This window comes from Burkholderia sp. Bp9012 (assembly GCF_003853825.1).
GTDB lineage: Bacteria > Pseudomonadota > Gammaproteobacteria > Burkholderiales > Burkholderiaceae > Burkholderia > Burkholderia diffusa.
In genome coordinates, this window is the sequence record NZ_QTQA01000002.1 from 60,522 (window position 1) to 81,721 (window position 21,200).

18 protein-coding genes are annotated in these 21,200 nt (G+C 68.4%); 8 read left to right on the plus strand and 10 right to left on the minus strand.

What is annotated here, in order from left to right; translation table 11 throughout:
• Nucleotides 1-17: 17 nt before the first annotated feature.
• Nucleotides 18-848 carry a formate dehydrogenase accessory sulfurtransferase FdhD gene (fdhD, locus tag DIE11_RS02485; RefSeq protein WP_108064683.1) on the minus strand — a complete coding sequence of 277 codons (831 nt, stop codon included), beginning with the start codon at nucleotides 846-848 and terminating at the stop codon, nucleotides 18-20.
• A 113-nt stretch (nucleotides 849-961) separates the two neighbouring features.
• Here fdhD and DIE11_RS02490 point away from each other — a divergent pair, with 113 nt between their 5' ends.
• The gene (locus DIE11_RS02490; RefSeq protein WP_059528173.1) at nucleotides 962-1,444 is read left to right on the plus strand and encodes a nitrate reductase associated protein; all 483 of its coding nucleotides are present in this window, start codon (nucleotides 962-964) and stop codon (nucleotides 1,442-1,444) included.
• 46 nt (nucleotides 1,445-1,490) lie between these two features.
• Here the strand turns inward: DIE11_RS02490 and DIE11_RS02495 are convergent, their stop codons facing one another.
• Nucleotides 1,491-1,886 (minus strand): acyl-CoA thioesterase, encoded by a 396-nt coding sequence (locus tag DIE11_RS02495; protein ID WP_059607646.1) that lies wholly within the window; start codon nucleotides 1,884-1,886, stop codon nucleotides 1,491-1,493.
• A gap of 175 nt (nucleotides 1,887-2,061) precedes the next feature.
• On the opposite strand from DIE11_RS02495, the gene DIE11_RS02505 reads away from it, so the two are divergent.
• A complete protein-coding gene (locus tag DIE11_RS02505; RefSeq protein ID WP_124621303.1) occupies nucleotides 2,062-3,933 on the plus strand; it encodes an ABC transporter ATP-binding protein/permease in 1,872 nt (623 codons plus the stop codon).
• Between the two features lie 210 nt (nucleotides 3,934-4,143).
• Here the strand turns inward: DIE11_RS02505 and murU are convergent, their stop codons facing one another.
• Together murU and DIE11_RS02515 are read right to left on the minus strand one after the other, a co-directional pair.
• A complete protein-coding gene (gene murU / locus DIE11_RS02510) occupies nucleotides 4,144-4,866 on the minus strand; it encodes an N-acetylmuramate alpha-1-phosphate uridylyltransferase MurU (RefSeq protein ID WP_124621305.1) in 723 nt (240 codons plus the stop codon).
• 22 nt (nucleotides 4,867-4,888) lie between these two features.
• Nucleotides 4,889-5,938, minus strand: a complete 1,050-nt coding sequence (locus DIE11_RS02515) for an aminoglycoside phosphotransferase family protein (protein ID WP_124621307.1) — start codon at nucleotides 5,936-5,938, stop codon at nucleotides 4,889-4,891.
• A 223-nt stretch (nucleotides 5,939-6,161) separates the two neighbouring features.
• Here DIE11_RS02515 and DIE11_RS02520 point away from each other — a divergent pair, with 223 nt between their 5' ends.
• From DIE11_RS02520 to rsmA, 4 genes are read left to right on the plus strand one after another with little or no spacing between them, the layout of a single operon-like run.
• Nucleotides 6,162-8,522, plus strand: coding sequence for an LPS-assembly protein LptD (locus tag DIE11_RS02520; protein WP_124621309.1), 2,361 nt, complete (start codon nucleotides 6,162-6,164; stop codon nucleotides 8,520-8,522).
• A 51-nt stretch (nucleotides 8,523-8,573) separates the two neighbouring features.
• On the plus strand, nucleotides 8,574-9,932 hold the full coding sequence (locus DIE11_RS02525) for a peptidylprolyl isomerase (protein WP_124621311.1): 1,359 nt from the start codon (nucleotides 8,574-8,576) through the stop codon (nucleotides 9,930-9,932).
• Nucleotides 9,933-9,943: 11 nt separating this feature from the next.
• Nucleotides 9,944-10,933, plus strand: a complete 990-nt coding sequence (pdxA, locus tag DIE11_RS02530; protein WP_059607634.1) for a 4-hydroxythreonine-4-phosphate dehydrogenase PdxA — start codon at nucleotides 9,944-9,946, stop codon at nucleotides 10,931-10,933.
• A 55-nt stretch (nucleotides 10,934-10,988) separates the two neighbouring features.
• Nucleotides 10,989-11,819, plus strand: coding sequence for a 16S rRNA (adenine(1518)-N(6)/adenine(1519)-N(6))-dimethyltransferase RsmA (gene rsmA / locus DIE11_RS02535; RefSeq protein ID WP_059607632.1), 831 nt, complete (start codon nucleotides 10,989-10,991; stop codon nucleotides 11,817-11,819).
• Between the two features lie 122 nt (nucleotides 11,820-11,941).
• Here the strand turns inward: rsmA and DIE11_RS02540 are convergent, their stop codons facing one another.
• Nucleotides 11,942-12,877, minus strand: coding sequence for a DMT family transporter (locus DIE11_RS02540; protein WP_124621313.1), 936 nt, complete (start codon nucleotides 12,875-12,877; stop codon nucleotides 11,942-11,944).
• A gap of 361 nt (nucleotides 12,878-13,238) precedes the next feature.
• On the opposite strand from DIE11_RS02540, the gene gloA reads away from it, so the two are divergent.
• On the plus strand, nucleotides 13,239-13,628 hold the full coding sequence (gloA, locus tag DIE11_RS02545) for a lactoylglutathione lyase (protein ID WP_124621315.1): 390 nt from the start codon (nucleotides 13,239-13,241) through the stop codon (nucleotides 13,626-13,628).
• Nucleotides 13,629-13,736: 108 nt separating this feature from the next.
• On the opposite strand, the gene DIE11_RS02550 is transcribed toward gloA, so the two are convergent.
• Genes DIE11_RS02550 through glyQ form a run of 5 tightly spaced genes read right to left on the minus strand, consistent with a single transcriptional unit; the run spans nucleotide 13,737 to nucleotide 19,200 of the window.
• Nucleotides 13,737-14,645, minus strand: coding sequence for a M48 family metallopeptidase (locus tag DIE11_RS02550; RefSeq protein ID WP_124621317.1), 909 nt, complete (start codon nucleotides 14,643-14,645; stop codon nucleotides 13,737-13,739).
• 46 nt (nucleotides 14,646-14,691) lie between these two features.
• On the minus strand, nucleotides 14,692-15,456 hold the full coding sequence (locus tag DIE11_RS02555; protein WP_124621319.1) for a 1-acyl-sn-glycerol-3-phosphate acyltransferase: 765 nt from the start codon (nucleotides 15,454-15,456) through the stop codon (nucleotides 14,692-14,694).
• A 43-nt stretch (nucleotides 15,457-15,499) separates the two neighbouring features.
• Nucleotides 15,500-16,063 (minus strand): D-glycero-beta-D-manno-heptose 1,7-bisphosphate 7-phosphatase, encoded by a 564-nt coding sequence (gmhB, locus tag DIE11_RS02560; RefSeq protein WP_124621321.1) that lies wholly within the window; start codon nucleotides 16,061-16,063, stop codon nucleotides 15,500-15,502.
• A 10-nt stretch (nucleotides 16,064-16,073) separates the two neighbouring features.
• On the minus strand, nucleotides 16,074-18,173 hold the full coding sequence (gene glyS / locus DIE11_RS02565) for a glycine--tRNA ligase subunit beta (RefSeq protein ID WP_124621323.1): 2,100 nt from the start codon (nucleotides 18,171-18,173) through the stop codon (nucleotides 16,074-16,076).
• Between the two features lie 22 nt (nucleotides 18,174-18,195).
• The gene (gene glyQ / locus DIE11_RS02570; protein WP_082729061.1) at nucleotides 18,196-19,200 is read right to left on the minus strand and encodes a glycine--tRNA ligase subunit alpha; all 1,005 of its coding nucleotides are present in this window, start codon (nucleotides 19,198-19,200) and stop codon (nucleotides 18,196-18,198) included.
• A gap of 345 nt (nucleotides 19,201-19,545) precedes the next feature.
• Between glyQ and DIE11_RS02575 the strand changes: the two genes are divergently transcribed.
• Complete coding sequence (locus DIE11_RS02575) at nucleotides 19,546-21,183, plus strand: hypothetical protein (protein ID WP_124621325.1); 1,638 nt, start codon at nucleotides 19,546-19,548, stop codon at nucleotides 21,181-21,183.
• Nucleotides 21,184-21,200: the final 17 nt, after the last annotated feature.

A 21,200-nucleotide genomic window follows, 5' to 3' on the forward strand; every position in this document is an offset into this window, starting at 1 on the left:
GGCGCGGCCTGACGGCATCAGGCCGTGCCGTAATCGACGTGGCCGGTTTCGCGGCAGAAGCAGAGCAGCCGAAGGCCGGCCGCCTTCGCGATCTCGATCGCGAGCGACGACGGCGCGGAGATCGTCGCGACCATCGGGATTCCGACCCGCGCCGACTTGCGCACGAGCTCGTAGCTCGCGCGGCTCGACAGGAACACGAAGCCGTCGGTCGCGTCGGCGCGCGACAGCACGAGCGAGCCGATCAGCTTGTCGAGCGCGTTGTGGCGTCCGACATCCTCGAACGCCATCCGGATCGCGCCTGTTGCGTCGCACCACGCGGCCGCATGCAGGCCGCCGGTGAGTCTCGTGAGCGCCTGGTGCGCCGGCAGCGCGTGGGCCGCGCGCGCGAGCGCGTCGGGCGCGAGGCGCGCGAGAAAGCCGGTATCGGGCACCCGTTCGGGCGCGAGGTCGAGCAGGTCGATGCTCTCGATCCCGCACACGCCGCAGCCGGTGCGCCCCGCGAGCGCGCGGCGGCGGTCCTTCAGCGCGGCGAACGCCTGCTGGACGACCTCCAGATGCACCTCCGCGTGCGGCAGCGACGCGTCGGCGTGGAGGATCACCTCGATGTCCTTGATGTCGCTGCCACGTTCGACGATCCCTTCCGAGATCGCGAAGCCGACCGCGAACGCCTCGAGGTCGCGCGGCGTGCACATCATCACCGCGTGCGAGATGCCGTTGAAGACCAGCGCGACCGGCCATTCCTGGCCGACGTAGTCGTGCGCGGTTTCGACGGCGCCGCCGCGCGTGCGGCGCACGGACAGCTCGATTGCGCCGCGCGGTTCTTCTGTTTCAGTCGGATTCACGAGCACTCCCGTTGATTCGAGGCAGGGCGGCGACGATCGTGTCCGCCGCTCGCGCGCAGAGGTTCTAAAATACCTCAGGCAGGCCGGCCGCGCCGGCATCCGCCACTCAGGTAACGACCATGGGACTCAGCGACGCTCCGCTGCTATTCAATTTCGAACACGATTCGTCGGAAAACCTGACGTACATCCCGATGATCGTGCGTTTCAATCTCGACCGTTTCGGTCTGCGGATTTCGCTGGAGCAGTGGCAGCTGCTGCCGCTCGAGGACCGCAAGCTGCTCGCGCGCTTTCCGGCCGACGACGACACGGCGATCGAGCCCAATTTCGATCACGCGCTGTTCGAAATGCTGCGCACGCACGCCGACCTCGAACCGTCGTGGTTCCAGCCGGACGAGCAGCCGAGCTGGCGCGCGACCGATTCGGTGCCGGACGCACTTGTGCAGCAGAGCGCGCTGGCCGGGCTGCCGGCGCCCGCGCTCGCGCAGTGGCAGCGGCTCGCGCCGTTCCAGCGGTACGTGCTGATGAAGCTGTCGCGCAAGCCGAAGCTGAACCACGATTTCCTGCCCGCGATGCGGGAGTTCGGGCTGACGGCCACGCACTGAGGCGGCCGCGGGCCGGTGGAGGGCGCCGTCGCGCGGCACTCGCCCGTCAGAGCGGCGGCAGTTGGCGCGGCTTGCGGTCAGTGCCGGTCGCGACGTAGGTGAGGGTTGCTTCGGTGACCTTCACGATTTCACCCATCAGGCGCATGCGCTGCGCGTACACCTCGACGTCGACCGTGATCGACGTGTTGCCGGTGCGCATGATGGTCGCGTAGAAGCTGAGCAGATCGCCGACGAACACCGGCTGCTTGAACACAAACGAGTTGACCGCGACCGTCGCGACGCGACCGTTCGCGCGCTGGCTCGCGGGGATCGAGCCGGCGATGTCGACCTGCGACATGATCCAGCCGCCGAACACGTCGCCGTGGACGTTCGCGTCGTGCGGTTGCGGGACGACGCGCAGCGCGGGTTGCTTTTGCGGGAGTTCGAGGGTCGAATCGGTCATGGCGGGGGCTTTCATCCTGTAATAAACATGCCGCCGCGCGCAGGCCGGCCGGCGAGGGCGCCGGCAGCGGCGCGAAGCGGCTTCTGCGACAATACAACGTTCGCAAATTGTACGAGAAAGTGACCAAGCCGGCCGCCGATGCACGCGCCCGGCGCCGCCGCCGATCCTTCCCCCCATGCGCCGATTTCCTGCTTCCGGCGAGCCCGCGCCGGCTTCGACCGGGCCTCGCAACGACTGGCAGACCATCCGGTCGTTGCTGCCGTACCTGACCACCTACAAATGGCGCGTCGCGCTCGCGCTCGGCTGCCTGATCGGCGCGAAGGTCGCCAACCTCGGCGTGCCGGTCGTGATGAAGCGCATCGTCGACCACCTGTCCTACGTCCAGCAGATCACCGCACTCGGCCGCGCCGAACAGTCGGCCGGCATCGTGCTCGCGGGCGGCGTGGGGCTGCTGGTCGTCGCGTATGCGCTCGTGCGGCTGTCGACGTCGCTGTTCACCGAGCTGCGTGAGATCCTGTTCTCGAAGGTCACCGAGAGCGCGGTGCGCCAGCTCGCGCTGCAGGTGTTCCGGCATCTGCACGGGCTGTCGCTGCGCTTCCATCTCGAGCGCCAGACGGGCGGCATGTCGCGCGACATCGAGCGCGGCACGCGCGGCATCCAGCAGCTGATTTCGTATTCGCTGTACAGCATCCTGCCGACGCTCGTCGAGGTCGGGCTCGTGCTCGGCTTCTTCGTGGTCAAGTACGAGGCCTATTACGCCTACGTGACGTTCGCGGCGCTGGTCACCTACATCGTGTTCACGGTGAAGGTCACCAACTGGCGCACGCATTTCCGCCGCACGATGAACGAACTCGATTCGCGCGCCAACTCGCGGGCGATCGATTCGCTGATCAACTACGAGACGGTGAAGTATTTCGGCAACGAGGAGTGGGAAGCGCAGCGCTACGACGAGAACCTGAAGCGCTACCGGAAGGCCGCGATTCGTTCGCAGAATTCGCTGTCGGTGCTGAACTTCGGCCAGCAGGCGATCATCGGCACGGGGCTCGTGTTCATCCTGTGGCGCGCGACGCAGGGCGTGCTCGCGGGCAAGCTGACGCTCGGCGATCTCGTACTGATCAACACGTTCATGCTGCAGCTGTACATTCCGCTGAACTTTCTCGGCGTCGTCTATCGCGAACTGAAGCAGAGCCTCACCGACATGGACCGCATGTTCGGGCTGCTGTCGGCCGCGAAGGAAGTGGCCGACCTGCCCGATGCGCGGCCGCTCGCGGTGGCCGGCGCGCAGGTGCGTTTCGAGCACGTGAACTTCGCATACGAGCCGGCGCGGCAGATCCTGCACGACGTGACGTTTACGATCGACGCGGGCACGACGACCGCGGTGGTCGGCCACAGCGGCTCCGGGAAGTCGACGCTGTCGCGGCTGCTGTTCCGCTTCTACGATCTCGACCGGCAGACGGGCGGTGCGATCCGGATCGACGGCCAGGACATTCGCGACGTCACGCAGGACTCGCTGCGTGCATCGATCGGGATCGTGCCGCAGGACACCGTGCTGTTCAACGACTCGATCTACTACAACATCGCCTATGGCCGGCCGACCGCGACCCGAGACGAAGTGATCGCGGCCGCGCGCGCCGCGCACATCCACGACTTCATCGAGAGCTTGCCGAAGGGCTATGACACGCCGGTCGGCGAGCGCGGGCTCAAGCTGTCGGGCGGCGAGAAGCAGCGCGTCGCGATCGCGCGCACGCTGCTGAAGAATCCGCCGGTGCTGCTGTTCGACGAGGCGACGTCGGCGCTCGATTCGCGCTCGGAGCGTGCGATCCAGCACGAACTCGACCAGATCGCGCGGCACCGCACGACGCTCGTGATCGCGCACCGGCTGTCGACGGTCGTGCATGCGCAGCAGATTCTCGTGATGGACCACGGTCGGATCGTCGAGCGCGGCACGCACGACGAACTCGTGCGCGCGGACGGGCTGTATGCGCAGATGTGGGCGCTGCAGCAGCAGCGCGCGGCGGCGGGCGGGGAAGCGGCCGAGGCCGCGTGAGCGTGGATGCTGCGCCGGGCGGTGCGGGAACGGTCCGTTCGCCGGCCGTTCGGCATCGGGCGGCGTTGCGCCGTCACGGCCCGGCGCTGCGGCGCAGCGTTCGCGGCGTTTGATCCAGGCGCGGCCTGCCGGCGATCGACCGGGCCGTCATCGGCCTTTCGGGCCCTTGGCCGCCACGCCGGGTGGCCCGACGGTCAGCCGCGAATCAGCTCAGCCCGCGGTGGCACGCAGCCGCGCATCCAGTTCGCCGAGCTGCGCGGGCGTGCCGACGTTCTCCCAGATACCTTCATACAATTCGCCGCTCGCGCGGCCGGCCTCGATGGTCGCCTTGAAGTACGGCGTCAGCGGCCGGTGCGTGCCGGGCACGATGTCGCGGAACATCCGCGTGTCGTACACGCCGATGCTGCCGAACGTGACACGCGGCGCGCCGGCGAGTGCCAGCCGGCCGTCGTCGCGGAGCACGAAATCGCCGTCCGGATGGAACGGCGGGTTCGGCACCATCACGAGATGCATCGCGGGCGCGTCGAGCGCGGCCATCCGCGCGGCGTGGGCGGCGAGCGTCCGGTAGTCGAATGCGCAGTACACGTCACCCGCGACCGCCGCGAACACCGTCGGCCGGCCGTCGCGCTCGAGCAGCGGCAGCGCCTGCGCGATGCCGCCGGCGGTTTCCAGCGCGTCGCCTTCGGCGGAATACGCGAGCCGCACGCCCCAGCGCGAGCCGTCGCCGAGCGTTGCCTCGAGCTGTTCGCCGAGCCACGCGTGGTTGATCACGATCGTCTCGATGCCCGCGCGCGCGAGCGCCTCGATCTGCCAGACGATCAGCGGCTTGCCGCCGACTTCGAGCAGCGGCTTCGGGCGGGTGTCGGTCAGCGGGCGCATCCGTTCGCCGCGCCCGGCGGCGAAGATCATCGCCGTGGTCAGGGTAGTGCTCATGTTCGGCTGAATGTGAGGGCGGTCAGAACGTATAGCCGACGTCGGCCGCGCCCTTGCCCTCGAGCTCGTCGAGCAGCTTCGCGAACGGCACGAGCGGGCGGTAGCGCAGCGCGACCTTGCGCGCGTACGCGAGGAAGCGCGGCAGGTCGTTCAGGTAATGCGGCTTGCCGTCGCGGTAGTTGATCCGTGCGAACAGGCCGAGGATCTTGATGTGGCGCTGCAGCCCCATCCACTCGAGCTGGCGGTAGAACTCGCCGAAGTCCGGATCGACCGGCAGGCCGGCCTTCTTCGCCTTTTCCCAGTAATACGCGAAGCAGTCGAGCTCGAACTCCTCGTCCCAGCTGATGAACGCGTCGCGCAGCAGCGACACGACGTCGTACGTCAGCGGCCCGTACACGGCGTCCTGGAAATCGAGCACGCCGGGGTTCGGCTCGCAGACCATCAGGTTGCGCGGCATGAAATCGCGCAGCATGAAGCCCTGCGGCTGCGCATGGGCGCTCGCGACCAGCAGCGCGAAGGTGCGGTCGAGCGTGCCGCGCATCGCGTCGGTGACGGGCTTGCCGAGGTGCCGGCCGACGAACCATTCGGGCAGCAGCTCCATCTCGCGGCGCAGGAATGCCTCGTCGAACGGCGGCAGCACGTCGGGCTTCGAGCTCAGCTGGAAGCGGATCAGTGCGTCGAGCGCGTCGCGCATCAGCGGGCGCGCCGCGACCGGGTCGGCCGGATCGAGCACCGAGATGTACGACGTGCGGCCGAGGTCGGTCACGAGCATGAAGCCCGCGTCGAAATCGTGGGCCAGCACGTCCGGCACGTGGTCGCCGGCCGCGGCGAGCAACTGCGCGACCTGAACGAATTCGCGACACTTCTCGGGCGGCGGCGCGTCGACCGCGACCAGCGAGCCGCCGGGGCTCGTGGCCGACGCGACGCGGAAATAGCGGCGGAAACTGGCGTCCGACGACGCGGGTGCGAGGGTCGACAGGTCGAGGGCGAAGCGCTCGGCGAGCGGGCGCAGCCACGCGGTCAGTGCGTCGAGACGGGCGTCGGGCTGGGATGCGGCGGATGGGGGTGTCATGAAACTCGGCGGAGGGGGGAACGTCTTGCCATATAATACCCCACGACTTTTTTGACGCGCCCCGCGTCAGCTTCCGCCGTGCAGGCCCGCCGCCTGTCGCGCCGTCCGCCCGCTCGCCTCCCCGGTTTGCGCTCAGCCGCAGTCGCGGTGCGACGGCGCGGCCCGCCGTGCGCGAATGTGCCGTGCAGGTGCGGTTGACAAGGGGCGATTCGCCAAACGATAGATGCCGCCCAAACCGCTATTCCCGAATGTCTTCCCCGGTGACGGGGCGCCGCGCAAAAGGCGGCTCGCGCTCGCGCTCCTGGCCGTGCCCGGCCTCGTGCCGGCCGTGTCGTACGCGCAGCTGTCGGGCGCGGCCGCGCAGCCGCAGCCGCTCGACTCGCCGTGGGACCTGCGTCTCGCCCCGCAGCTCGAGGATCATCCGCTGAAGGACGGCGCGAAGCCGGCCACCTTCGTGATTGCCGACCATACGAGCGGCACGGCCGATCAGGACCTCGCCGCGAAGGGTTCGGCCGAGCTGCGCCGCGGCGACGCGGTCGTGAAGGCCGACGCGATCCACTACGATCAGGATACCGACATGGCCGATGCGTACGGCCAGGTCAAGGTGATCAACGGCGGCACGTCGTTCGCGGGCCCCGAGGCGCATCTGAAGGTCGAGGCGAACCAGGGCTTCATGACGGCGCCGAAGTACCACTTCAACGTGACGGGCGGGTCCGGCAGCGCGGAGCGCGTCGACCTGCTCGACAGCGAGCGCTCGGTGTTCGTCAACGGCACCTACACCGCGTGCCAGTGCTCGACCAACCCCGCGTGGTACATCAAGGGCAGCCGTTTCGACTTCGACACGGGTGCCGACGAAGGCACCGCGCGCAACGGCGTGCTGTTCTTCCAGGGCGTGCCGATCTTCGCGAGCCCGTGGATGACGTTCCCGCTGTCGGGCGAGCGGCGCAGCGGCCTCTTGCCGCCGACGTTCTCGATGAACTCGAACAACGGGTTCGAGCTGACGCTGCCGTACTACTTCAACATCGCGCCGAACCGCGACCTGACGCTCACGCCGCGCATCATCTCGCGGCGCGGCGTGCAGACCGAAGCGACGTTCCGTTATCTGTCGCCGACGTATTCGGGCACGTTTACGGCCAATTACCTGCCGGATGACCGGCTCGCTCACCGCGACCGCTACGCGATCTACTGGCAGCACCAGCAGAACTTCGGCGGCGGTTTCGGCGGCTACGTCTACTTCAACAAGGTCTCGGACAACACGTATCCCGAAGACCTTGGGTCGATGAACCAGTTCATCAACGGGACGCAGACGCTGTACCAGCAGGAAGCCGGGCTCACGTACAACAACGGCCCGTGGTCGGTGCTCGCGCGCTACCAGCACTGGCAGACGCTGCCGCCGTCGATCGCGCCGTACAGCCGCGAACCGCAGTTGAACGTGAAGTACACGAAGTACAACGTCGGCGGCTTCGACTTCGGCGCGGAAGCCGACTATTCGCGGTTCCGCATCACGACCGCCGATGCGACCGAAGGCGACCGGATCGTCTTCAACCCGTACATCGCGTACGGCGTGTACGGCCCAGGCTACTTCGTCGTGCCGAAGGTCCAGTATCACTTCGCGTCGTACGACCTGAACTACCTGTCGTCGAGCACGCCGAACAACCCGAAGCGCTTCACCGAGTCGATCCCGACCGTGACCTTCGACACGGGCCTGATCTTCGACCGCTCGGTGCGCCTGTTCGGCCAGGACTTCATCCAGACCCTCGAGCCGCGCCTGTACTACGTGTACACGCCGTATCGCGACCAGTCGAACGCGCCGCTGTTCGACACGGCGGAATCGGACTTCGGCCTCGCGGAGATCTACCAGCCGAACACGTTCGTCGGCAACGACCGGATCGCGGACGCGAACCGGATCACGGCCGGCCTGACGTCGCGCTTCATCGATCCGCGCACCGGTGACGAACGCGCGCGCTTCGTGGTCGCGCAGCAGTACTATTTCGCCGACCAGCGCGTCACGCTGAACTCCGGCCAGAGCGCCGTGCTGGCGCGCCACTCGGACTTGATCGTCGGCGCCGCGCTGAAACTCGGCTCCGGCTTCATGTCGGAGACGGCGTTCCAGTACAACCAGAACAACAACCAGCTCGTGAAGTCGAGCGTCGGTTTCGGTTTCAGCCCGGGCGAGCGCCGCGTGATCAACGTCGGCTACCGCTATACGCGTGCGAACACGACGCTCGACAACCAGCCGATCAACCAGTTCCTGGTGTCCGCGCAATGGCCGCTCACGCGACGCCTGTATGCGATCGGCCGCTTCAACTACGACCTGGCCGCCGACCGGATCGTCGACGGTCTGCTCGGCTTACAATACGACGCGGATTGCTGGGCGCTCGGGGTCGGTGTCCAGCGGTACGCAAACGGCGTGAACACATCGGGGCAGCAGAATTCGTCGACGCGAGTCATGATGCAGCTGACGTTGAAGGGGCTCTCGAGCGTCGACAACGGTCTCGTGGCCGCATTCCGCGCCGGGGTGCCGGGCTACACGCCGCTGCCGTCCACGCCGCCGCCGATGTCCCGCTTCAGCAACTACGAGTAACGCCGGCTTGTCTGCACCGGTCAGCACGATTTCAATGGAGTATCAGTGGCAATGAAGAAAACCCTTCGTTTCGCGGCAGTCGTGTCCAGCCTCGCCGCGTCCGCCGCGCTGCTCGCCGCCGCGCCGGCCGCGGCGCAGGCGCTCGGTTCGCAAGGTGCGCAGCTCGCCGACGAAGTCGTCGCGGTCGTCAACAACGACGTGATCACGGGCCGCGAACTCGACCAGCGCGTCGGCCTGATCTCGCGCCGGCTGCAGCAGCAGAACGCGCCCGTGCCGCCGGCCGACCAGCTGCGCGCGCAGGTGCTGAACCAGATGGTGCTCGAACGCATCCAGGTGCAGAAGGCCAAGGACGACGGGATCCGCATCGACGACGCGACCGTGCAGTCCACGCTGCAGCGCCTCGCGCAGGCGAACGGGATGACGCTCGAGCAGTACCGCGCGCGGATCGTGGCGCAAGGCGTGCCCTGGAGCGTGTTCACGAGCGACGCCCGCACCGAGCTGATGCTGTCGAAGCTGCGCGAGCGCGAGGTCGACGGCAAGATCACCGTGTCGGACGCCGAGGTCGCGAACTACATCGCGAGCCAGCGCGGGCCGAACGCATCGCAGCAGCAGGACCTGCGCTTCCAGCACATCTTCATCAAGGCACCGACCAACGCGCCGCAGGCCGACATCGAAGTCGCACAGAAGAAGGCTGAGGCGCTGCTGCAGCAGGCCACGTCGGGCGCCGATTTCGAGAAGCTCGCGAAGAACAATTCGGAAGCGAATGACGCGAAGAAGGGCGGCGACCTCGGCTTCAAGGCGCCGGGCGCGCTGCCGGCCGACGTCGTCGAAGCCGCATCGAAGCTGCGCCCGGGCCAGGTCAACCCGACGCTGATCCGCGTGCCGGACGGCTTCGAGATCGTGCGCCTCGTCGACCGCCGCCAGAGCCAGGGCGCGACCGCCGCGGCACCGAAGATCGTCCAGACGCACGTGCGCCACATCCTGTTGCGTGTCGGCGAAGGCAAGTCGGAAGGCCAGGCGCGCCAGCAGCTGCAGGACATCCGCCGCCAGGTCGAGGCGGGCGGCGATTTCGCGAAGTTCGCACGCACTTACTCGCAGGACGGTTCGGCGTCGCAGGGCGGCGATCTCGGCTGGATCAGCCCGGGCGAGACCGTGCCGGAATTCGAGCGCGCGATGAACAATCTGCAGGACGGCCAGATCAGCCAGCCGATTCGTACCGAATACGGCTACCACCTGATCCAGGTGATGGAGCGCCGCGAGGCGGAAGGCTCGGTGCAGCAGCAGATGGATATCGCGCGCCAGGCGATCGGCCAGCGCAAGGCCGAGCAGGCGTACGCCGACTGGCTGCGCGAACTGCGCGATTCGTCGTACGTGCAGTACAAGATCGGCGGCGTCGGACCGGCGAACTGAGCGAGCTTCACATGACGGCATCCGCGCTGCAGATCGCGATCACGACCGGCGAACCCGCGGGTGTCGGCCCGGAGCTGACCGTGCAGGCGTTGCAGGATGCCGCGCGGCGCTGGCCGGGCGCGCATTTCACCGTGCTCGGCGATGCCGCGCTGCTCGACGCGCGCGCGGCGGCGGTCAATGCCGACCGTGCGCTGCTCGCCGGCGGCGGTCCGGTGTCGGTCGAGCATCATCCGCTCGCCGTGCCCGCGCAGGCCGGCAAGCTCGATGCGGCCAACGGCCGCTACGTGCTCGCGCTGCTCGATGCCGCGATCGACGGTGCGATGGCGGGCCGGTTCGACGCGATCGTCACCGCGCCGCTGCAGAAGAGCACGATCAACGATGCCGGCGTGCCGTTCACCGGCCATACCGAATACCTTGCGGAACGCACGCACACGCCACGCGTCGTGATGATGCTGGCGGGCACGGGCGAGCGGCCGCTGCGCGTCGCGCTCGCGACCACGCACCTGCCGCTGAAGGACGTGTCGGCCGCGCTGACGATCGACGGGCTCGTCGAGACGCTGGCGATCGTCGATCGCGACCTGCGGCGCGACTTCGGCCTCGCGGCGCCGCGCATCCTTGTGACGGGGCTGAACCCGCACGCGGGCGAGAACGGCTATCTCGGGCGCGAGGAGATCGACGTGATCTCGCCGGCGCTCGCGCGCGCGCAAGCGCGGGGCATCGACGCGCGCGGCCCGTATCCGGCCGACACGCTGTTCCAGCCGCGCCATCTCGAGGATGCCGATTGCGTGCTCGCGATGTTCCACGATCAGGGCTTGCCCGTGCTGAAGTATGCGACCTTCGGCGAGGGCATCAACGTCACGCTCGGGCTGCCGATCATCCGCACGTCGGTCGATCACGGCACCGCGCTGGATCTGGCCGGCACGGGCCGGGCGGATCCGGGCAGCATGGTCGCCGCGCTCGACACGGCCGTCACGATGGCGCGCCATCGCCGCGCGGCCTGACGCGCACGGCCCCAGGCCTCACTTCATTCGTCGTATTTTTCGTTTTTCTCAGTCGATGTCGAACAGCAGACAGCACCAAGGCCACTTCGCGCGCAAGCGCTTCGGGCAGAACTTCCTCGTCGATCACGGCGTGATCGACTCGATCGTCGCGACGATCGGTCCCGCGCGCGGCCAGCGAATGGTCGAGATCGGCCCCGGCCTCGGTGCGCTGACCGAGCCCCTGATCGCGCGTCTCGCGACGCCCGAGTCGCCGCTGCATGCGGTCGAGCTCGACCGCGACCTGATCGGTCGTCTGCAGCAGCGCTTCGGTGCGCTGCTGGAGCTGCACGCGGGCGATGCGCTCGCGTTCGACTTCGGCTCGCTCGCGGCACCCGGCGACAAGCCGTCGCTGCGGATCGTCGGCAACCTGCCGTACAACATTTCCAGCCCGCTGCTGTTTCACCTGATGACGTTTGCCGGTGTGGTCATCGACCAGCATTTCATGCTGCAGAACGAGGTCGTCGAACGGATGGTCGCGGAGCCGGGCACGAAGGCGTTCTCGCGGCTGTCGGTGATGCTGCAGTACCGCTACGTGATGGAGAAGATGCTCGACGTGCCGCCGGAGTCGTTCCAGCCGCCGCCGAAGGTCGATTCGGCGATCGTCCGGATGATTCCGTACGAGCCGCACGAACTGCCGGACGTCGATCCCGTGCTGCTCGGCGAAGTGGTCACGGCTGCGTTCTCGCAGCGTCGGAAGATGCTGCGCAACACGCTCGGCGACTACCGCGAGACGATCGATTTCGACGGGCTCGGCTTCGACCTCGCGCGACGCGCGGAGGATGTGAGCGTGGCCGAATATGTTGGCGTCGCGCAGGCGCTTGCGAAGGTGCGCAAGGCCGCGGAGTAGCAGGATCATGCGGGCAACGCGCGTGGTGCCCGCCGGCTCGAGATTCATGAGGCTGCCCTGACGGGCAGCCTTTTTGTTTTTCCGCGCCGCTCTCGTCGAGGCCGGACCGCGGCCGGGCGGCGTTACGCGCGCCCGCGCGGCGGCGCGTTGACGAGCGCGATCCCGGTCAGCACCAGCGCGGCCGCGGACATGAAGCGCCAGCCGACCGACTCGCCGAGCAGTAGCACGCCGAACGCGACGCCGAACAATGGCGACAGGAACGTGAACACCGACAGCCGCGACGCGCTGTAGCGCGTCAGCAGCCAGAACCACGACAGATAGCTGACGAACGCGACGATCACCGACTGGTACGCGAGGCTTGCGAGCGCGATCGGCGTGACCTGAGCGAACGACGTCTGGCCGAGCAGCGCGGCGAGCGCGATCAGCACGACGGCCGACACTGTGAGCTGGTAGAACAGCGTCTTGCTCGCGCTGGTCCGCGCGAGCGACGTCGAGCGCACGACGACCGTCGTGGCAGCCCACATCGCGCCGCCGAGGATGCCGAGCGCGTCACCGGCCAGCCCCGCCAGCACCGAGGCGCCGGGCGAGCGCGGCTTGAGGAAGCCGTCCGCGAACGCGAGCGCGATGCCGGCGAACGCGAGGCCGACGCCGGCCCACTGGACGCGCTGCAGCCGCTCGCCCGGCGCGAACAGGTGCAGGCCGAGCGCCGTGAAGCACGGTGCCGTGTAAAGGAAGATCGCCATGTGCGACGCGCTCGTCAGCGTCAGCCCCAGGAAAACGCAGACGAACTCGCCGGCGAACAGCGCACCGGCCGCGATGCCCGCGCCGAGCGTGCCGTCCGCGCGGAACAGCGGCGTGCCGCGCGAGCGGGCCCAGCCCCACAGCAGGAGCGCGGCGATCACCGAGCGCAGCCCGGCCTGGAACATCGGTGGGATCGCAGCGTTCGTGCTCTTGATCGCGACCTGCTGGAAGCCCCAGATCGCGCACAGCAGCAGCATCACACCGATGGCGCGCGTGTCGAGCGCGCGGCGCGCGTGCGTGCCGGCGAGCGCGGTCATCGGCAGACCTCGCCGATGCGGCGGGAAGGGGGCACGGGCATGGGCAGCGGCGGACGGATGTCGCGTCCGGCGCGCTCGATTCGGCGGTTTCGCACGGCAGGCTGTGTGGCTGAATGAGGGGGTGGTCGCGTTCAAAGCGGCGGACGGCATGCCCGCTTTTGGTGCGAGGTGAGAGGATGTTACCCGATCGGTGGACTTGCCGGGGGCCGTCGGATTCGGTGATCACTGCCGCCGCACGGGCATCGGACTCGCCGTCCGGAAGCCCGGTATCGGCCGAGGGCGGACGGGGCCGCCGGCGGCGGGATTCACCCGACTCCGGTAGAATTTCCGCTTCTGGAAAGTCCCCACAGGAGTACAACACATGCGTTTGCTGCATACGATGCTGCGAGTCGGCGATCTCGACCGCTCGATCAAGTTCTACACCGAATTGCTCGGCATGAAGCTGCTGCGTCGCGAGGATTATCCGGAAGGCAAGTTCACGCTCGCGTTCGTCGGCTATGAAGCCGAAAGCACGGGCGCCGTGATCGAGCTGACCCATAACTGGGATACGCCGTCCTACGATCTCGGCAACGGCTTCGGCCACCTGGCGGTGGAAGTCGACGACGCGTACGCGGCCTGCGACAAGATCAAGGCGCAAGGCGGCAAGGTGACTCGCGAAGCGGGCCCGATGAAGCACGGCACGACCGTGATCGCATTCGTCGAGGATCCGGACGGCTACAAGATCGAGTTCATCCAGAAGAAGGCGCACTGAGCGCGGGATGAGCGGCGCGCGACGCACGATGGGCGTGGCGGGCAAGGAAAACGGGCGATGCGGAGGGATCCGCATCGCCCGTTCGTATTTTCGGTGCGGCCGATCCCGTTACAGCGACGGCAGCAGCTCGGGCGGGTGATGCTTGAGCGTGTGCCGCGCTTCGCGGAATTCCGGGAAGATCGATTCGACGGTGTGCCAGAAGGCCGGGCTGTGGTTCATTTCGCGCAGGTGCGACAGCTCGTGCGCGACGACGTAGTCGATGATCGACATCGGGAAGTGGATCAGCCGCCAGTTCAGCCGGATCTTGCCGTCGCTCGAGCAACTGCCCCAGCGCGTCGCGGCCGACGACAGCGCGTACATCGAATACGTGACGCCGAGCTTTTCCGCATAGACGACGAGGCGTTCGCCGAAGATTCGCTTCGCTTCGCCCTGCAGCCAGCCCTGCACGCGATCCTTGATCTGCTGCATGTCGGCTTGTGCGGGCAGCGGCAGCGACAGCCGCTGCGCATCGGCATCGAATGCGGCCGCACCGGCGCCGAGCGCGATCGTGATCGTCTTGCCGAGATACGGGAGTTGCGCGCCGTCGCGCCAGTCGATCTGCGGCAGCGCGCGCTGCTCGGTGCGGGTTTTCCACTCCGCGAGCTTCGCGAAGATCCAGCGCTGCTTCTCGGCGATGGCGGCTTCGATGTCGGCGAGCGTGACCCAGCGCGGCGCGGTGATCGACAGCCCGCTGCCGTCGATCGTGAAGCCGATCGTGCGGCGCGCGGAGCGTTTCAGCCGATATTCGAGCACACGGCTGTCGAGTGCGAACGTGCGGACGCGGGAGCGATCGGGCGCGGGGCCCGGATCGAGCGGCGCCGTGGGCACCGCGGGAGCCGCAGCCGCTTCAGGCGACGAGGGGGGGGCGGCGGGCGCCGACGGTGTCGGCGATGCCGCCGGCCCGTCGAAGAGCGGCAGGTCCATCTGGCGATGATCGAGGGCCACGACGGCAGGCCGTGGCCGCGGCCGCTTTTTCATCAGTTCGCTTCGTTTCGTCGTTCGCAACGGCTGCAATCCGGGTGATTCAGACGCGCGCGGCATCGCGCGCGCCGGCACTGCCCGACTGGCGATAGGCTTCGGGATCGATGCGGCGCATTTCCGCTTCGATCCATGCTTCCACCTGCGAGTTCAATACGTCGGGCGTCTTGCCGTCGACGGGAATCGGCTTGCCGATCGACACGGTGACGACGCCCGGGAATTTCGTGAACGAATTGCGCGGCCACACGCGACCTGCATTGTGCGCGATCGGCACGACCGGCGTGCCGGTTTCGATCGCGAAGCGCGCGCCGCCCGTCTTGTACTTGCCCTGCTTGCCGACCGGCGTGCGCGTGCCTTCCGGAAACATGATCATCCAGGCGCCTTCCGACAGGCGCTTCTTGCCCTGGCGGATCACCGACGTGAACGCGTTCTTGCCTTCCTTGCGGTTGATGTTGACCATGTGCAGCAGCCCGAGCGCCCAGCCGAAGAACGGCACGTACAGCAGTTCGCGCTTGAACACATAGCAGAGCGGCTTCGGCATCAGCGCCGGAAACGCGAGCGTCTCCCACGCGGACTGGTGCTTCGACAGCAGCACGGCCGGGCCGTCCGGCAGGTTTTCCATCCCTTCGATCCGGTAGCGGATGCCGTTCAGCCAGCGCACGACCCACAGCGTCGATTTGCACCAGCCGGCCGCCATCCAGTAGCGTGCGTCGGGACGCATGAACGGGAACGCGATGAAGCACGCGGTGGCGTAAGGCACCGTGTACACGATGAAGTAGATCAGCAGCAGCAGGGAGCGGACGAAGCGCATCGGCGTGGGTCTGACAGTAGGGAGGATGCGCGCGGCAGCCGCATCACTCGTGTTCGTGTGAAAGGAAGTCGAGCGCGAATGCGCGCAGGTCGTCGTGGACCTTCGTGCCGTCCGGCAGATTCCCCGCGGCGAGCGTCTTCTTGCCCTTGCCGGTCAGCACGAGGTGCGGCTTGAAGCCGACCGCGACGCCGGCCTGCAGGTCGCGCAGGGAATCGCCGACGGTCGGCGTGTGACCGGGGTCGACCTCGAAGCGCTCCGCGATCATCTGCATCATGCCGGGCTTTGGCTTGCGGCAGTCGCAGTGGTCTTCCGACACGTGCGGGCAGAAGAACACCGCGTCGATGCGCGCGCCGACGGCGGCCGCCGCGCGATGCATCTTCAGGTGCATCGCGTTGAGCGCGGCCATGTCGAACAGCCCGCGGCCGATGCCGGACTGGTTGGTCGCGACGACCACGCGATAGCCTGCGTGGTTGAGTCGTGCGATCGCCTCGAGGCTGCCGGGTAGCGCGATCCACTCGTCGGGCGTCTTGATGAACGCGTCCGAATCGACGTTGATCACGCCGTCCCGGTCGAGGACGACGAGCTTGCGGTTGGGGCTGGTCGGCATCGTTCGGCCCTTATGCGGCGAGCTTCGAGATGTCGGCGACGCAGTTCATCTGCTGATGCAGCGCGGACAGCAGCGCGAGACGGTTCGCGCGCAGCGCGGGATCCTCGGCGTTGACCATCACGTCGTTGAAGAACGTGTCGACCGGCGCGCGCAGCGCCGCGAGCGCCGACAGCGCGCCCGTGTACTCACGCGCCTCGAGCTGCGACTGCACGCGCGGCGTCACGGCCGCGAGCTGTTCGTGCAGCGCCTTTTCGGCGGCCTCGACGAGCAGCGTCGGCTGCACCGCACCGTTCGCGCCGCCTTCCGACTTCTTCAGGATGTTCGAGATCCGCTTGTTCGCGGCCGCGAGCGCTTCGGCTTCCGCGAGGCGCGTGAATTCGCGCACCGCGTCGAGGCGTGCGACGAGATCGTCGACGCGCGTCGGGTTCAGGCTCAGCACCGCGTCGACTTCGCCTGCCGAGTAGCCGCGTTCGCGCAGCAGGCCGCGCAGCCGGTCCATGAAGAACGCGAAGATCGCATCGGTCGATTCGGCGACGCCCGGCACGCCTTCGAAGCGTGCGTGCGCCGTGCGCAGCAGCGAGACGAGATCGAGCGGCAGTTGCTTCTCGACCAGCAGGCGCAGCACGCCGAGCGCGTGACGGCGCAGCGCGAACGGATCCTTCTCGCCGGTCGGCGCGAGGCCGATGCCCCAGATGCCGACGATCGTCTCGAGCTTGTCGGCCAGCGCGACGGCGGTGGACACCGGCGTGGTCGGCAGCGCGTCGCCGGAGAAGCGCGGCTGGTAGTGCTCGGCGCAGGCGAGCGCGACGTCGTCGGCTTCGCCGTCGTGGCGCGCGTAGTACGTGCCCATCGTGCCCTGCAGTTCCGGGAACTCGCCGACCATGTCGGTCAGCAGGTCGGCCTTCGCGAGGCGCGCGGCGCGCTTCGCGTGCGTGGCGTCGGCACCGATCGCGGGCGCGATCTCGCCGGCCAGCACTTCGAGGCGCTCGACGCGCGCGAGCGCCGAACCGAGCTTGTTGTGATAGACGACGTTCGCGAGCAGCGGCACGCGCTCGGCGAGCGGCTTCTTCTTGTCCTGCTCGAAGAAGAATTTCGCGTCGGCGAGGCGCGGGCGCACGACGCGCTCGTTGCCTTCGACGATCTCGCCCGGCGTGTTCGTCTCGATGTTCGACACGATCAGGAAGCGCGAGCGCAGCTTGCCGGCGATGTCGGTCAGCGCGAAATACTTCTGGTTCGTCTGCATCGTGAGGATCAGGCATTCCTGCGGAACCTGCAGGAATTCGTCCTCGAAGCGGCACGGGTAGACGACCGGCCATTCGACCAGCGACGTCACTTCGTCGAGCAGCGATTCGGGCATCACGACGGTGTCGCCGTTCGCGTGCTCGTTCAGCTGCGTGCGGATCGTTTCGCGGCGATCGGCGAAGTGCGCGATCACGCGGCCCTTGTCGCGCAGCGTGTCGGCGTAGGCGCGCGCATGCTGGATCGCGACGAGGCCGTCGGACAGGAAGCGGTGGCCGAGCGTGGTGTCGCCGGCGTCGACGCCGAACGCGGTGACGGGCACGATGCGATCGTCGTGCAGCACCGTCAGGCGGTGCACCGGGCGCACGAACTTCACGTCGGAGCCGTCCGGGCGCTGGTAGGTCATGACCTTCGGGATCGGCAGCTTCTCGAGCGTTTCGTCGAGCGCGGCCTGCAGCCCGTCGGCGAGCGTCGCGCCGGCGGCCGAGTAGTTGACGAAGAACGCTTCGGCCTTGCCGTCCTGCGCGCGCTCGAGATCGGCGATCGACAGGTTCGGATGGCCGAGCGCCGCGAGCTTCTTCGCGAGCGGGGCGGTCGGCTTGCCTTCGGCGTCGAGCGCGACCGACACGGGCAGGACCTTTTCGCGGACCTGCTTTTCAGGCGCGACGGCGCGCACGTTCTGCACGACGACCGCGAGGCGGCGCGGCGTGGCGTAGCGTTCGAATACGAGTTCGCCTTCGACGAGGTCGCGCGCCGCGAGGCGTTGCGCGAGACCTTCGGCGAATGCGTCGCCGAGGCGCGCGAGGGCCTTCGGCGGCAGCTCTTCGGTCAGCAGTTCGACGAGCAGGGGGGCGGGATGATTGTGCGTCATGTCTGGAATAAATCTCGTCTCGTCAGTCCTGATCGATCTTGCGTTCGACCTTGAGCGGCGGCGCCCATGCCGGCTGGGCGGCGTCCTGGGCGTCGGTGGTGAGGCCCGGCACGCCCGGCGGGTTGCCGAGCATCGGGAAGCCGAGCTTCTCGCGCGAGTCGTAGTAAGCCTGCGCGACGAGACGCGACAGCGCGCGGATGCGGCCGATGTACGCCGCGCGCTCGGTGACCGAGATCGCGCCGCGCGCATCGAGCAGGTTGAACGTGTGGCCGGCCTTCAGCACGAGTTCGTACGCGGGCAGCGCGAGCTGCGCGTCGATCATCTTCTTCGCTTCCGCTTCGTAGCTGTTGAAGAACGTGAACAACAGGTCGACGTTCGCGTGCTCGAAGTTGTAGGTCGACTGCTCGACCTCGTTCTGGTGGTAGACGTCGCCGTACGACAGGCGGCGCAGCTCGGGGCCGTTCGGGCCGTGCTCTTCCCACTCGGTCCACACGAGGTCGTACACGTTCTCGACCTTCTGCAGGTACATCGCGAGGCGCTCGAGGCCGTAGGTGATCTCGCCGAGCACCGGCTTGCAGTCGAGGCCGCCGACCTGCTGGAAATACGTGAACTGCGTGACTTCCATCCCGTTCAGCCACACTTCCCAGCCGAGGCCCCACGCGCCGAGCGTCGGGTTCTCCCAGTCGTCCTCGACGAAGCGCACGTCGTTCTGCTGCAGGTCGAAGCCGAGCGCTTCCAGCGAGCCGAGGTACAGGTCGAGGATGTTTTCCGGCGCCGGCTTGAGCACGACCTGGTACTGGTAGTAATGCTGCAGGCGGTTCGGGTTCTCGCCATAGCGGCCGTCCTTCGGGCGGCGCGACGGCTGCACGTAAGCGGCGCGCCACGGCTCGGGGCCGACCGCGCGCAGGAACGTGTGAACGTGCGACGTGCCCGCGCCGACTTCCATGTCGATGGGCTGGAGCAGGGCGCAACCCTGCTTGTCCCAGTAGGACTGCAGCGTCAGGATGATTTGCTGAAACGTAAGCATGAAGAGCCTTCGTGGCGCTGGCGCTCCGTTGCGGGCGGCGCTCCGGGCGGGGCCCGGAGGGTCGGCTCGCGCGGCGGCGCGGCTTGTTAGTGTGCTGAAACGTGCAATTTTACCGGATCGGCGGGCGGATGCGGCTGGAACGCGGACGAAGGTGCCGCCGGCGGTGTTCCGGCGAGCCGTGCGCAGCCTGTGCGCGGCTCGCCCGTATGCGCGGTGCGCGCGCGCGTGCGGCGTCGCGATGCGCTTGTTGCACTGCCTGCCGCGCCGCTTTGCGAGGGCGTTAAGATGCGCGTATCGCGGTGCGCGCGACGCCTGCCGCGCGACCGATTTTCCACTCCGGGCCGCATGGACGATTCGAACGATCTCCTCATTCCACTGATGCCGCCGCTGCTCGCGCTGCTCGGGCAAGCCGCCGACGCGCAAGCGCGCGGCGAGCACGACGCTTACGCACGCTGGCTCGCCGCCGCCGGCCATCTGCACGCAGTCGACATGGCAGCGCTCTCGCAGCTCACAGCGACGCTCGTGGCGCGGCAGCGCACGGCCGACGCGCTCGCGCTGGCCGAGTGCGCGGCGCGCATTCATCCGGACGCCGGTGGCCATTTCAATCATGGCTACGCATTGCAGATGCTCGGTCGTCACGCGGATGCCGTCGCGCCTTACCGCGCCGCCTATGTGCTCGATCCACGCTGGCCGTCGCTGCGCAACAACCTGGCGATCGCGCTGCGGCTGTCGGGCGGCGACCGCCGCGAGGAAATCGCGCTGCTCGACGCGGCCGTGGAAGCCGACCCGCACGACGTGCAGGCGTGGATCAACCTGATCGTCGCGCGGCTTGCGACGCTCGACCTCGACGGCGCGCTCGCCTGTGCGGCACGGCTTGCGGAGATCGCGCCGGACAATGCGCTCGCGTCGAACAACATCGCGATGGCGATGAAGGAGGCGCAGCGCTGGGACGACGCCGAGCGCTACGCGGCGCGCGCGTGCGAGCTGGCGCCCGACGACGCGTCGTTCCGTTTCAACCTCGCGATCATCCAGCTCGTGCGCGGCAATTACGCGGCGGGCTGGCGCGGCCACGAAGCACGCTGGGACGGCGCCGGCGAGCTGCGCGGCCAGCGGCCGGTGCTGCCCGGCCCGCGCTGGCAGGGCGAGCCGCTCGCGGGCAAGACGCTGCTCGTCTGGGGCGAGCAGGGGCTCGGCGACGTGCTGCAGTTCGCGCGCTTCGTCGCGCCGCTCGCCGAGCGCGTGCACCGCGAGGGCGGCCGGCTCGCGTGGAACACGTTTCCGCAGGTGGGCACGCTGATGCGGCGCAGTCTCGGCGCACACGCGGACGCGTTCAGCGCCGGCGGCGGCGTCGACGCGCTGCCTGCCTTCGACTATGAAGTGCCGCTCATCGGCCTGCCGCTGATGCTCGGGATGCAGACGTCGACGCTCGGCGCGTCGGTGCCGTACCTGCATGCCGATCCGCACGCGCGCGACGCCTGGCGGGCGCGGCTCGCGGGCGACGGCCGGGTGAAGGTCGGGCTCGTGTGGACGGGCAGCGCGGGGCACCAGCGCAATCCGTTCCGGCGCGTCGGGCTCGAGCGCTATGCCGATGCGTTTCGCGGCATCGACGGCGTCGCGTTCCACTCGCTGCAGCCGGGTGCGGAAGCGGATGTCGCCGCGGCGCGCGCAGCCGGTTTCGCGATCGAGGACTTTACCGCCGAACTGAAGAGTTTCGACGATACGGCCGCCTTCATCGGCGCGCTGGATCTGGTGATCACGGTGTGCACGTCGGTCGCGCACCTGTCGGGCGCGCTCGGCGCGCGCACCTGGGTGTTGCTCGACGTGAATCCGCACTGGCCGTGGCTGCTCGAGCGCACCGACAGCCCGTGGTATCCGACCGCGACGCTGTACCGGCAGCCGACGTTCGGCGCATGGGCGCCGGTGATGGAGACACTCGGGCGGGATCTCCGCGCCCTGGCCGCGGACGCGAAGCGCAGGGGCTGAGCGGCCGCCGCACCGTG